Annotated in this window: 12 protein-coding genes and 1 tRNA gene; 10 read left to right on the top strand and 3 right to left on the bottom strand. The window is 66.6% G+C overall.

Annotated features, from left to right (window positions below; translation table 11 throughout):
* The 9 genes from FV227_RS28970 to FV227_RS11385 all read left to right on the top strand — a co-directional run.
* Positions 1-1,472: translation initiation factor 2 (locus tag FV227_RS28970; RefSeq protein ID WP_187274767.1), on the top strand; the 1,472-nt coding region annotated here is incomplete at its 5' end.
* A gap of 117 nt (positions 1,473-1,589) precedes the next feature.
* Positions 1,590-3,212: a heme biosynthesis HemY N-terminal domain-containing protein gene (locus FV227_RS11350; RefSeq protein ID WP_147858945.1), complete on the top strand. Its 1,623-nt coding sequence runs from the start codon at positions 1,590-1,592 to the stop codon at positions 3,210-3,212.
* A 379-nt stretch (positions 3,213-3,591) separates the two neighbouring features.
* Positions 3,592-4,050 carry an NUDIX hydrolase gene (locus FV227_RS11355; protein ID WP_147729062.1) on the top strand — a complete coding sequence of 153 codons (459 nt, stop codon included), beginning with the start codon at positions 3,592-3,594 and terminating at the stop codon, positions 4,048-4,050.
* A 118-nt stretch (positions 4,051-4,168) separates the two neighbouring features.
* A tRNA-Thr gene (locus tag FV227_RS11360) sits at positions 4,169-4,243 on the top strand.
* Positions 4,244-4,515: 272 nt separating this feature from the next.
* The gene (locus FV227_RS11365) at positions 4,516-4,767 is read left to right on the top strand and encodes a hypothetical protein (RefSeq protein ID WP_147858946.1); all 252 of its coding nucleotides are present in this window, start codon (positions 4,516-4,518) and stop codon (positions 4,765-4,767) included.
* 327 nt (positions 4,768-5,094) lie between these two features.
* Positions 5,095-5,517, top strand: a complete 423-nt coding sequence (locus tag FV227_RS11370) for an FdtA/QdtA family cupin domain-containing protein (RefSeq protein WP_147858947.1) — start codon at positions 5,095-5,097, stop codon at positions 5,515-5,517.
* On the top strand, positions 5,514-6,611 hold the full coding sequence (locus tag FV227_RS11375) for a DegT/DnrJ/EryC1/StrS family aminotransferase (RefSeq protein WP_147858975.1): 1,098 nt from the start codon (positions 5,514-5,516) through the stop codon (positions 6,609-6,611). Before FV227_RS11370 ends, FV227_RS11375 begins: the two co-directional genes overlap by 4 nt.
* Entirely contained in the window at positions 6,608-7,255 is a 648-nt protein-coding gene (locus FV227_RS11380) for a DapH/DapD/GlmU-related protein (RefSeq protein ID WP_246686627.1), read from the top strand. Before FV227_RS11375 ends, FV227_RS11380 begins: the two co-directional genes overlap by 4 nt.
* 47 nt (positions 7,256-7,302) lie before the next feature.
* Complete coding sequence (locus FV227_RS11385) at positions 7,303-9,450, top strand: glycosyltransferase (protein ID WP_187274768.1); 2,148 nt, start codon at positions 7,303-7,305, stop codon at positions 9,448-9,450.
* A 334-nt stretch (positions 9,451-9,784) separates the two neighbouring features.
* Here the strand turns inward: FV227_RS11385 and FV227_RS11390 are convergent, their stop codons facing one another.
* Positions 9,785-10,192, bottom strand: coding sequence for a MucR family transcriptional regulator (locus FV227_RS11390; RefSeq protein WP_147858950.1), 408 nt, complete (start codon positions 10,190-10,192; stop codon positions 9,785-9,787).
* Between the two features lie 423 nt (positions 10,193-10,615).
* A complete protein-coding gene (locus FV227_RS11395; RefSeq protein ID WP_147858951.1) occupies positions 10,616-11,059 on the bottom strand; it encodes a hypothetical protein in 444 nt (147 codons plus the stop codon).
* A gap of 207 nt (positions 11,060-11,266) precedes the next feature.
* Between FV227_RS11395 and FV227_RS11400 the strand changes: the two genes are divergently transcribed.
* Complete coding sequence (locus FV227_RS11400; RefSeq protein WP_147858952.1) at positions 11,267-11,500, top strand: hypothetical protein; 234 nt, start codon at positions 11,267-11,269, stop codon at positions 11,498-11,500.
* A 26-nt stretch (positions 11,501-11,526) separates the two neighbouring features.
* Here FV227_RS11400 and FV227_RS11405 read toward each other — a convergent pair whose 3' ends face one another.
* The gene (locus FV227_RS11405; RefSeq protein ID WP_147858953.1) at positions 11,527-12,372 is read right to left on the bottom strand and encodes a class I SAM-dependent methyltransferase; all 846 of its coding nucleotides are present in this window, start codon (positions 12,370-12,372) and stop codon (positions 11,527-11,529) included.
* Positions 12,373-12,430 lie beyond the last annotated feature (58 nt).

Raw genomic sequence — 12,430 nt, forward strand, 5'->3', positions numbered from 1 at the left:
GGGTCGGCCCGGCCGAGGCGCCCGCCGCCCGCGGGCCGGGCTTCGGCTCGGTGGCGACCGCCGGCCTTCTCGGCGGCGTGATCGGCGCCGGCCTGCTCTTCGCGGTGGAGCGCGCCGGCATCCTCGGCAATGCCGGCGACGACGCCCGCCTGAACGCCCTCGACCAGCGCATCTCCGGCCAGCTCACCGGCCTCGACCAGCGCATGGCATCGTTGAGCCCGCGCGACGCGGTCGCCGCCCTCGACAAGCGCGTCGCCGCCAACGAGGCGACGCTGAAGCCGCTGCCCGACGCGGTGAAGGCGGCGGAGGCCGCGGCCAGGCAGGCGCTCGACCGTGCCTCCGGCGCGACGGCCGCGCCCGCCGAGGGCCAGGGCACGACCCCGGCGCCGGCCGCCCAGGCCGCTCTTCCGGCCGACATCGCCGCCCGGCTCGACAGCCTGGACCAGCGCGTCTCCGCCCTGCAGGAGGAGCCGGGCCGCGACCAGGCTGGCGATTCCCGCCTCGGGGTGGCCCAGGCCGGCGGCGACCCCAAGCAGATCGCCGCCCTCGACGGGCGCGTGAAGGCGCTCGAGGACAAGGCGCCCGACAAGGCGGCGCGCGCCCCGGCCGTCGACCTCGCGCCGAAGCTCGCCACGCTCCAAGGCGAGGTCGAGGCACGCACCAAGGCGAACGCCGAGGCCGACCAGGCCCTCGGCCAACGCCTCGACGCCCTGCAGAAGACCCTCGACGAGCGGGTGAAGGCCGCGACCGAGGCGGTGCAGACGGCGACGCAGGCGAGCCGCGAGGCGGCCGAGGCCGGCAGGAGTACGGCCGAGTCGGCGACCAAGGCCCTCGACCGGCGCCTGCAGGATCAGGCCGACAAGATCGCCACCCTGGACAAGGCGGTGGCGCTTCGGGCCGAGGCCAGCACCGTTCAGGCCGCGTTGAAGGTCGTCACCGCCGACCGGATCGCCGCCGCGCTGGAGGCCGGCGTCCCGTATGCCGAGCCGCTGGCGACCCTGCGCAAGCTCGAGACCGGCGACGCGAGCCGCGTCGACGCCCTGGCGCCGTTCGCCGACAAGGGCGCGCCGACCGCGGACCAGCTCGCCGCCGCGTTCCGCCCGATCGCCGACAAGGTCGCCGCCGCGCGCAAGGCCGCCGCCGCCAAGGAGGTCGCCGCCAACGGCGACCTCAAGAGCCGCTTCCTCAGCATCGCGGACTCGATCGTGCAGGTCCGCAAGGTCGATGCGCCGCCGGCCGCCGAGGAGGCTGCCGCCAGCGATCCGACGGCGAAGGTACAGGCGGCCCTAGACCGCGGCGCGTTGATCGAGGCGTCGCAGGCCTACGAGGCGATGCCGCAGGATCTGAAGGCGCAGACCGGCGATTTCGGCGCGACGCTGAAGGCGCGGGCCCAGGCGGCCCAGGCGGCCCAGGCGCTGCTCTCCGACGCGTTCAAGGGCCTGCCGACGACCGCGCCGACCGCCAAGCCGTGATCGCCCCCCTGAGGTGATCGCAGAGACACGCCATCCTGCGGGGGCGGCCATCGCCCCCGCCCACATCCTCGTCGCGACGCGACGCCGTCCTCGCGGCTGACAGGAGTACCCGACCTCATGTGGCGCGCTCTCGCCTTCCTGGCCCTGCTTGCCGTCGCCGCCTTCGGGGCGGTGTGGATCGCCGACCGACCCGGGTCGGTCACCATCGTGTGGAACGGCTACGAGGTGGCCACGAGCCTCGCCATCGCCCTCATCGGCGTCGGCATCGCGGCGATCGCGCTCGGCCTCGTCTGGGCCGTGGTCCGCGGCATCATCACCCTGCCGGACACCCTGGTGAACGGCTCGCGCGAGCGCCGCCGGGCCAAGGGCTTCACCGCCCTGTCGCGCGGCATGGTCGCGGTCGGGTCGGGCGATCCCCTCGCCGCCCGCCGCCATGCGGGCGACGCCGAGCGCCTGCTCGGCGCGGAACCGCTGACCCTGCTGCTCAAGGCTCAGGCGGCGCAGATCTCCGGCGACCGGCAGGCGGCCGAGAGCGCGTTCCAGCGCATGGTCGACGACCCCGAGACGCGGGTGCTCGGCCTGCGCGGCCTGTTCGTCGAAGCGCGCCGACGCGAGGACGACGTCTCCGCCCGCGCCTACGCGGCGGAGGCCGCACGCCTCGCTCCCAGCGTCACCTGGGCGAACGACGCCGTGCTGGAGGCGCAATGCGCCGACGGCGACTGGGGCGGCGCGCTCGAGATCGTCGAGCGCCGCGGCTCCCTCGGGCTGATCGACAAGGCGGAGGCGCGGCGCCAGCGTGCCGTCCTGCTCACCGCGATGGCGCAGGTGCGCGAGGCCGGCGAGCCGGAGGCGGCGACCGAGCGCGCGCTCCAGGCGGTCAAGCTCGCGCCCGATCTCGTTCCCGCCGCCAGCATCGCCGGGCGCCTGCTCGCCCGCCGCGGCGATCTGAAGAAGGCGGCCAAGATCGTCGAGGCCGCGTGGAAGGCCAACCCGCACCCGGACCTCGCCAAGGTCTACCTTAACCTGCGCACCGGCGATTCCGTGCGGGACCGCCTGGCGCGGGCCGAGACGCTGGCCAAGCTCTCGTCCTGGGCCCCCGAGGCGCGCCTCGCCCTGGCGCAGGCCGCGTTCGACGCCCGCGACTTCGAGAAGGCCCGCGAGGCGATCCAGCCCCTGCTCGACGACGGCCCGAGCGTGCGCACCTGCCTGATGATGGCACGGATCGAGGAGACTGAGCACGGCGCCGGCTCGGGCCGCGCCCGCGAATGGCTCGCCCGCGCCGCGCATGCCCCGCGCGATCCCGTCTGGATCGCCGACGGCGTCGCCTCGCCGACCTGGGAGCCGATCTCGCCGGTCTCCGGCCGCATCGACGCCTTCGTCTGGCAGGCGCCGCCGAACCTGCTCGCCGGCCAGGAGCCGTTCGAGACGCCGGCGCCGGGCACCGACACGGTCGCGCTCGCGGCGCCCCACGCCGCCCCCGCGGCCGCGAGCACGATGGCGCCCGCTCCCGCCGCCGGGCCCAAGCCGACGAACACCATCCCGGCCGGCATCACGCCGGCGAGCGTTGCGCGAGTGCCGGCCGAGGCCGACAAGCCTGCCGTCGCCGAACCCGGGCCGATGCCGGCCGGCGCTGCGAGCCCCGTGGTGCTGCCGCAGCCGCGTCCCGCCGGTCCGCCTGCAACCGGTTCGCCCGCAACGGCACGCGAGGACGCCGAGGCCAAGGCCCGTCGCTTCGGCTGATCGTTCCCGCGCCGCCCGGCCCCGCCGGGCGGCCGGCGGGTGCGACACGGGCATGGCGTCGGGCTTCATCGAACGGCCATATCGCCACGGCAAGATACATCCTGTGGTAGGCTCCGACGCGCGGCACCGTTCTGCGCTTCGGTGCGTTTGACCCACGAAACGACCAACCTTTGGTGGTGAAGACGGCTGCAATCGGCGGTACGCCCGCTTCCCAGGGCAGGTCCGATCGATTATTTGCCGGATAACTTTTCCTCCGAGAGGCCCCACCACTGTTCCAGTTCCGTTCCGGCCCAGCACACCGCATCGTTCCCTCCGCGATCGGGCCGCACGCCTCGGAGCGCTGGAACCGCATCGGAGCGCCCGCATGGCGCCGACGCGCATGACGACGATGCCGCTCGACGACGAGCGCGAGGCGCGGCCGCAGGTTGGCGCGCTGCCGTTCCGGCGCGAGCCCGACGGCAGCTACAGCGTGCTCCTCGTCACCTCCCGCGAGAGCCGGCGCTGGGTGATCCCGAAGGGGTGGCCGATGAAGGGGCGCAAGCCCTTCGAGGCGGCGGCCCGCGAGGCCTACGAGGAGGCCGGCGTGATCGGCCAGATCGGCAAGCGGCCGCTCGGCTTCTACCTCTACCAGAAGCGCCTGAAGAACCGCGACGCGGTGCTGTGCCAGGTGAAGGTGTTTCCGCTCGAGGTGCGCAAGCACCGCAAGACCTGGCCGGAGCAGCACCAGCGCGAGCAGCGCTGGTTCACCCCCGCGGACGCCGCCGAGGCGGTGACCGAGCCGGGCTTAGCCGCGATCATCCGCGCGGCGCTGAAGCGCGACGGCCGCCCCAAAACGTGACCCACCCGGTCGATTGCGCCCTCGGGACCGCCAAGCGCGATTGCCAAGCCGCCGTCGATCCCTTAAAGCCCCTCTCGGTCGGACGGAGACGCCCCCTCGCGGGCCCCGGATCGCCGTTGCTGCGGTAGCTCAGTGGTAGAGCACCTCATTGGTAATGAGGAGGTCGTGGGTTCGATCCCCCCTCGCAGCACCATTAATCTGCGTTTCAGCACAAAGCTTTAGCTCCATTTTGGGGGCGCCGTTCGTGGTGCTCTTTTCGCGTGGGCAGCGCGTGGGCAGCACCAATTTCGTCTGCCTGATGACCTCGTCCTGCGTCACCCTGCCACGCCGATACTTCCACTTGAGCTTCGGTGGCCATCGTCGCTCGACGCGAAAGCGGCGACTAATCCTCCGCGGTAGCTCTGCCCCTGCAATAGGGCATCTGGCCCCGCTGACCGGCGGCCACCCGTTGTGCCATCAGCGGGCATGATCCGGGTTATCAAGCACATCCTCATCGAGCCCACGGCCGATCGGGCTGATCGCATCGACAGCATTCGTGCGGCCATCCTAGCGGCGTTCCCGGACGCGACGACCGACATCGTCCCGGGTCTGCTCGACGATGACCTCGTGGTGGAGGTTCGGCTTCCGCTCTCGCAGCTCGACGAGTGGCAGGCCGTCCGGAAACGCTGGGGCGACTTCAGCGCGGTTGGGCACGATATTGAACGGCGCATCGCTTGAGCTCGCGACTGAGCGGAAACGCGTGGCGCTCATTGCGGTCGCTAAGGTGCTTAGCCACTCGTCCAGGCGTTGGCATCGAAGCATTCTGCTTATGCCGCACAGTCATCTATCGCTGACACCTTCTGTCGGACCGCCCCGGACCTGGCATCGCCGGCAGTCAGACCTGTCCCGTTCAAGAAACCATGTTTGCTCGAGAGGTATCTAAGACTTGCCGCTTCTTCGGTCCGCCCGGCAAATTATCCCGACAAATCCTAGGATAATCTGGCAATTGCACACGATCTTATGATCGATTAATCTAAAAAAATCAGATCTCGAGATTAAGAAAACATGATCTATAGGGAGATCATCGAAGGCGCCGACCTTGTGCCGCAGGTCGTGCACAGTGATGCCAGGGGAAATCTCGTTTCCTTCGAAGAATTTGGCAACGTTCCTTTCTGCCCCAAACGCGTCTTTGTTATTATGTCGGACCGTCCGGGGCAGGACAGGGGTGGTCATGCTAATTCCTGTGATGAGCTGATCAGCGTCATCAGCGGCGCAGTGACGATCGAGATCGACAACGGCCGCACTCGTAGCTCCGTGCGCCTCGACAGTTTCGACGAAGCCCTATGGATCCGTGCGGGCATCCTCATTGTGTTGAAGGATTTCGCGCCGGGTACCGCGCTCGTCGTCTGCGCGTCCGAGCGCTACGAGGACACGCGCCATTTCGACCGCCCGCGCATGATCGTGAAGCGGCTCGTGTGTCCGGCATGATCCCACAGGCGGCGCCGCCGCTCCGGATCGCTCGGTTCCGAGAGGAAATCGACGCGAGCATTGCCCACGTCCTCTCCGGCCCGTCTTACATCCTGGGGGAAGCAGTCGCTAATTTCGAGGCCGCCTTCGCCGTGACGGCGGGTGTCGAGCACTGCATTGGCGTCGCCTCCGGCACGGATGCGCTGGCGCTGGCTCTGCGGGCGTTGGGGGTCGGGCTCGGCGATGAGGTGCTGTTGCCCTCGCTGACCTTCGCCGGCACCGCCCAGGCGATCCTGCATTGCGGTGCCGTCCCGGTCTTCGTCGAGGTCGATGCTGCCACTCGCTGCATCGACCCGGTAGCTGCGGAGCGGGTTATCGGTCCCCGCACTGTCGCCCTAGTGCCGGTCCACCTGTTCGGCCACCCGGCCGACATGCACGCACTGATGGTGCTGGCGGATAAACACCGCCTCGCGGTGGTGGAGGATTGTGCCCAGAGCCACGGCGGCACCCTCGACGGGAGAGCGCTCGGCAGTTTTGGTCACGCAGCGGCTTATTCCTTCTACCCAACCAAGAACCTCGGCGGGGTCGGTGACGGTGGTGCCGTGGTTACGGCGGACCCGGCTATAGCCGACCGCTTAAGGCGCCTACGCTGTTATGGCTTCGCAGCGGGTGAGCGGGTGAGCGGCGGGATCGGCTTCAACTCCCGTCTCGATGAGATCCAGGCGGCGATCCTCCTCGCTCTGCTGCCACATCTAGCGGAAGCCAATGCTGAGCGAAGGGCAAGCGCAGCTCGCTACCGGGCGCTGCTTGCGGGGATGGGGATTGGCATGCCGCCCGAGCACGCCGGAAGTGTTTATCATCAGTTCGCGGTGACCGTTCCCGACCGGGACAGGTTGAAACGCCGCCTAGACGCGGCGGGGATCGGCACGGCAGTTCATTACGCGCCGGGTCTGCACCGCCACCCGGCCTTCGCCGAGGGCGCTCGCACTCCCCTGTCTATTACAGATGCGCTGGCGGACAGTCTCCTTAGCCTGCCGATCCAGCCCGAGGTTGCGTCGAACCACGAGGGGCGCGTGGCTTTGGCGATCCGAGGACTCCTTCATTGCGCGGAGTGATCCTGTACGGGATCGGTTCGCCGATCGTGGTCGATGTCGAGGAGAGCCTGTACCGGGCAAACCTGTCCCTTGTCGCTGGCATCGCCAATCATCCCGGCCCGGCCCATCTGCCGGAGGGCGCTCGGATTCTTGTGCCTTCCGACCTCTCCGTCGAGGAACGGGACCTGCCTTTCCTCGTGCCCCTGTTCACGCCTGGCCACCGGCAGGCGGCCGCTCGAGAGGCCGCTCGGCACGGCCTCAGCCGACCGCTAACCCTGATCGACCCGAGCGTCGCCGCCCCACGTCATCTGGAGATGGGGCCAGGCTCCTACGTCAACGCCGGGTGCAGCCTCGGCTCCGGCAGCGTGTTCGGCGCTTTCGTCTTCATCAATCGTGGGGCAAGCCTCGGCCACCATGTCCGAAGCGGCGAATACGTTTCGGTTGGGCCCGGCGCCGTACTCGCCGGCCATGTTAGCCTTGGCACGGGCGCCTTCGTCGGCGCAGGGGCGACGATCTTACCGGAGGTGGCCATCGGAGCGAACGCCGTCGTTGGTGCGGGCTCGGTGGTGACGAAGGATGTACCGGATGGCTGCCTTGCGCTTGGCAACCCGGCTCGGATCGTCCGCCAGAACATCGGCGGCTATAGAGGGCTTGCCATTTTATGACTCGGCCTGTCGTCCACCTCTACACACTATGCTGGGACGAAGCCGATATGCTCGGCTTCTTTTTTCGGCACTACGATCCCTTCGTCGAGCGCTACGTGATCTACGACGACGGCTCGACGGACGGCTCGCGCGAGATCCTGCGCGCCCACCCCAAGGTAGAATTGCGCGACTTTCCCCGCACGGATCCCGATTCCTTCGTGCTTTCTCACCGGGCAATGCAGAACGAGGCCTGGAAGGAGAGTCGTCATAGGGCCGACTGGATCGTTGTTACGGCCATCGACGAGCACCTACACGTGCCCGGCCGCGCCATGGCCGACTACCTCGCTGAGGAGGCCGACCGGGGCGTCACTCTGCTTCCGGCGCTGGGCTTCGACCTAAACCACATCGAGATGCTTGATGATGCGGGCTTACTCGTGGAGCGCGTCACGCGCGGGCGCCCGCGCCTCGCCTTCAACAAGCTCAGCATCTTCAAGCCCGAAGCACTTCACGAGACTGGCTTCGGGCCTGGGCGGCATGCGGCAACGCCGGAGGGCGACCTCGTCCTGCCCCCGCACGACACCCTCCAGCTCTGGCACTACAAGCATCTCGGCTTCGAGCGAAACGCAACACGAGAGGCGATCCAGGCCAAACGGCTTGGGCAAACGGACCGCGCGGAGGGCTTCGGCCAGCACTACCTATGGGGACGCGAGCGTCTGCGCGTTTTCTGGGACGAGATGGAGCGTGAGAGCATCGATCTTGCCGACGCTGATGCGGGATCCCTCGCCATCCGGCCTCTATGGTGGGAGGAGCAGGGGATGCGGCGGGCCAATTCGGCGCCTTTGCCGCGCCTCGTGCCAGCGGCGCCGGGGGCCGTACCGACTGTGTCGGTGCTGATAAAATCATACCAGCACGCGCCCTATGTCCGGCAGACGATCGAGAGTGTGCTCGCCCAATCCTTCCAGGATTTCGAGATCGTCGTCACCGACGACGGCTCAACCGATGGGACCGCCGAAATCCTGCGCGGCTTCACCGATCCGCGTATTCGCCTCGAATGCCGGCGCGAGAATCAGGGCATATCGACGGCAATGAATGCCACCGTTGCGCGGGCGCGGGGGCGCTACCTAGCAATCCTTAACTCCGACGATTGGGCGCTGCCGGGTCGCCTCCGGCGGCAAGTTGGCTTCCTCGATGCGCATCCGGACGTCGCCGCGGTGTTCGGGATGCCCAGAGCGGTGGATGAGAACGGCTTACCGACGCAGGCCTACAACGATTTCACCGTGCCGCTGCGTTTCACCGATTTCTCCCGCCGGACATGGCTGCGATTCTTATTCTTCCAAGGCAACACTCTCTGCGCGCCTACCGCGATGATCCGCCGGGAGGCCTACGAGGCCGCCGGCCCCTACGATCCGCGGCTGACGAACTTACAAGATTTCGACATGTGGATCCGGATGCTGATGGCCGGGCAGAATATCCACGTCTTGCCTGACAGCCTGACGGCGTTCCGTATCCGCGACGGCATGGCCAATACCAGCGCACCGAGCCAGGAGGCGCGCCTGCGCTCGACCTTCGAGCACTCCATGGTCCTGCGCCGGTTTAAGGAGATGGGCGAGGTGTTGTTCTCCGAACTGTTCGAACCGGAGGAAATCGCCCATCCCGACGAGCCGCTGCCCCTGCGTCTCGCCCAGCTTGCGAGCAAGATTGATCGGGCCGAGTTCCGGAGCTTCGCCCTGCACACCCTCTACGAGGAAGCGCGCACGACAAAGCAGTTCAATGCTTTGCGCGACTGGAGCAGTCGGATTGACGCCCTCGGCCTGCGTGGGATCGAGGAACGTGAGAACCGGGTCCACGCCGTAGCCGCGGAGCGGGAAGCACTCGCTGCCGACCGTGATCGCATCGCCGGGGCACTGAGGAACGCGGAGGAAGTGCTCGCGCAGGAGCGCGCTGCAGCCGAGGCCGAACGGGTCGTTTCTGGCGAGCGCTTAGCCCGTGCGGAGACGGAGCACGCCCACCTCTCAGCCGAACGTGATCGTATCGTCGCCGCACTGAGGCACGAGGAGAGGATGCTCGCGCACGAGCGTGCGGCAGCTCAGGCCGAGCGAAACGATCTTGGCGCACGACTGCACGCAGCCCTCCAAATACAGCAGCGTATGGAGAGGACTCTGTGGTTTCGCTCAGCCCGTGCCGTGCGCAAGGTTCGCCGGATGTTCCGCGCCTGACACACGCTCTCGTACTTCCGGGCCGGCGGCGATCCCAAGTATTGCTGGTGCTTCGATGAACCCGACAGGTATCTCGGCACGTCGAGTTGCGAGATCCTGGAACCGCTGCCGGAGACGCGCTAGGTCGTAGGTGCCGCGCCGGTTACACGGCGGACACGCGACCAACGAGTCGGCGCCCCCGAAGATTGCACAGGCGCTCCATCAACCGGTCTGCGCGATCGGCAGCTCGCCGACGTTCGCGTAGCGCGGCGTGCGCATCGAACTCTGTACTCCAGGTCCGCCTGTCGACGAGGCCAGCGCGATGTCGGCGGGGACCGTCGAGCAGGCGTTCGGGTCACTCCGCCGCTTGCTGAAAGCGCAGGCGCTGGTTCTGCCCGATGGTGCGGGAGATCAGGGAGCGGCGCGCGCTGTAGCTGGGCGAGACAAGGGGATAGTCGACCGGGAGGCCCCACTTGGCACGGTAGGCCTCGGCCGACAGTCCGCGCAGCGTCAGGTGCCGGCGCAGCGCCTTGTAGGGCTTGCCGTCCTCAAAGCTGATGATGGCGTCCGGTGAGATCGACTTGCGGATTTCCGCAGCGGTCGGCTTCGCCAGCACCGGCTTATGCGGGGTCGCCAGGGCGGTGATCGAGCCGTGGACCATGCGGATCAGATCCGGCAGCCCCGTGGCCGGTACCGGGTTGTGGGCGACGTAGCTCGTGAGGATCTTGGCGGCGAGATCGATGGGGTCCGTCGTGGTCTGCACGGTTCGTCTCCTTCCGAATGCTGTCTTGTCGGTGCGTGTCCAAACGTCCTGTCGCCGGGCACAGGATGTCTTCGGTCGTCGATCACCCTGAACGGTCGCGGCAGGTCGGCCTGCCGTCGCACGATTATGCGCCCGCGCTCCCAAAACACAACTTCTGCGCGAAATCGTTGATGGATGCGATCTACTTAGAATTGCTTAACGGGCTCAACCCGGCTGCAATGGGACGCCGTGAGGGACGAGACGGTGCAATTTTGCTCATCGCACTTGGGTTAAGGCACCTCTTGCAAGCCCCGGCCTCGACCTTGAGGCGTACAATTATCGGTTGTATGAACCGTCCCGCTTGCAGCCCTACCCAATCGGCTCAGGGGGCCTGCTGCTGCTTACGGCGGAAGTCTGGCGCGGGTGGCGTGAGCGGGGCAAACCTCACTCCGGCTTCTCGCGCTTCGCAATGACCCGGCAGGCCTGACGCAGCGTGAGCTCCTGCGCCGGGTAGAGCTTCGCCGCCGCGTCGAGTACGAGGTGGCCGAGCTCGAAGCTCCACACCGTTGCCAGGTGCCACTCGATCGAGCCCGACGTCGTCCAGGCCTCGACGTTCAGGCCGCGCTGGATCGGCGTCGGGACAATTTGCTTCTTTGGCGGCGGCAGGATGAGCCGGGCCTGACACGCGCTCTCGTATTTGCGCGCGGGCGGCGACCCGGGGCGGCGCTGGTGCCGGCACGAGCCCGACAGGTGCCGAAGCGCATCGAGCTGCTGCATCGTGGGTCCGAACCGCGCCACAAGGCCGTCAGTCGCGTAGACGCCTCGCCGGCGGCACGACAGGCACTCCACCACGATGCGATCGCCTGCAATATCTCCGAGGGTGTCCACCTACGCGCTGGCTCCGCGATCGCGAGAGCCGCGGCGAGATGGCGGTCGGATCTCCACAGGCGCGTCGAGAGGCGGGGGATGCATCGCAGCTCCTGGTCCGGCAAGAACGGATCAGGAACAAACAGCATGCGTTACGATGGTTCAACCATGGCGACCACGGCCACGCGCCAAGCGGTGAGATGGTGTGGAGGGCGGGGTAGAAAGCCAATGCCGACGCCGCTTTACCGCTTCCACGGCACCGACGGACACGACCTCGTAGGAGACCTGCAGGGCAAGCGGCTGCCGACTTGGGCGCTGATGCGCGCGCACGCGGAGCGGGTCGCGCTCGACCTGATGCTCGGCAGCGCGCGGCGCGATTGGTCGGCCTGGACGGTGGAGATCTACGAGGCGTCGGGCCGGCACGTGCTGTCGAAGCCGTTCACCGATGTGAGGAGTGCCTGATTCATAGAGTGGGATTGACCACCGATTTATCGCAACACCCGCTTCAGAAATTTTCTTTTCAATGAACGCAACGGGGCTGTTCGGGAATAGGCCGGCGGGAACGTGGAGCGATCCACTTTTCGAAGCGTAACAATGTCGTGCAGCCCAGTGCCGGGTGACCTGACACCTTCGACACGCAGACCGACCTCACGCGCACGTGTGAGCACGAATTCGAGCGATGTGTACGTGGCGCCGTACTCAGTGACGTCGAGATCCTTCTGTTCGCTCTCGGGTCTGAAATAGAAACCTTCCTTGTCAACGGCAGGAGACCCCAACGCGTGCCAAATGGGATCGCCGTGCGTCGTGAAGATAAGAAGACCTCCGGGATTAAGATACTCTTCCAAACTCTTTAGCCACCGGCCCCAGGTGGATTTCGGCAGATGCGTGAAGAACGATACGGAAAATATGACATCAAAATGACAAGGTGAATTAAATTCGTTCGGCTTCGAGCTTGATTTGAAAGCATTAATACCTATTGATCTCATAAAATTAACGGCATCTTGATGGATATCGCTGGCATAAACTTGTGCATTTGGCATAGCCTCGTTCATCCAGCGTGAGACGCGCCCATACCCAGATGCGAAATCTAGCAACGAAAATTCGTTGTTGGATGGCGGATGCACACAAAGATGATCTTTGAGAAAATGCGCCAGGGCTCTTCCGCTATGCATATAATCAATAGAAGCATTATACCCATCAATATTTGAATTATTATCGTGGTTAAACCAGTACATAAAATCGTTATCGTGTATTTGCCCGCTGATACCGAACTGGGAACCTAACGCGTTCGAAGCCTGAATCTCAAGGGGGTCAATTTTTCTTATTTCATGCATTTACAGCGTCGCCTATACATCAAAGCCGCACTAAGCTGACTGGCTATAATAAAACAGC

This window comes from Methylobacterium sp. WL119, assembly GCF_008039875.1.
Classification (GTDB): domain Bacteria; phylum Pseudomonadota; class Alphaproteobacteria; order Rhizobiales; family Beijerinckiaceae; genus Methylobacterium.

What these genes read in the sequence shown, in the direction of transcription:
- FV227_RS11350 (WP_147858945.1), top strand. Translation starts at nt 1,590, where the DNA reads ATGTGGCGCGCTCTCGCCTTCCTGGCCCTGCTTGCCGTCGCCGCCTTC.
- FV227_RS11355 (WP_147729062.1), top strand. Translation starts at nt 3,592, where the DNA reads ATGACGACGATGCCGCTCGACGACGAGCGCGAGGCGCGGCCGCAGGTT.
- FV227_RS11365 (WP_147858946.1), top strand. Translation starts at nt 4,516, where the DNA reads ATGATCCGGGTTATCAAGCACATCCTCATCGAGCCCACGGCCGATCGG.
- FV227_RS11370 (WP_147858947.1), top strand. Translation starts at nt 5,095, where the DNA reads ATGATCTATAGGGAGATCATCGAAGGCGCCGACCTTGTGCCGCAGGTC.
- FV227_RS11375 (WP_147858975.1), top strand. Translation starts at nt 5,514, where the DNA reads ATGATCCCACAGGCGGCGCCGCCGCTCCGGATCGCTCGGTTCCGAGAG.
- FV227_RS11385 (WP_187274768.1), top strand. Translation starts at nt 7,303, where the DNA reads ATGCTCGGCTTCTTTTTTCGGCACTACGATCCCTTCGTCGAGCGCTAC.
- FV227_RS11400 (WP_147858952.1), top strand. Translation starts at nt 11,267, where the DNA reads ATGCCGACGCCGCTTTACCGCTTCCACGGCACCGACGGACACGACCTC.
- FV227_RS11405 (WP_147858953.1), bottom strand. Translation starts at nt 12,372, where the DNA reads ATGCATGAAATAAGAAAAATTGACCCCCTTGAGATTCAGGCTTCGAAC.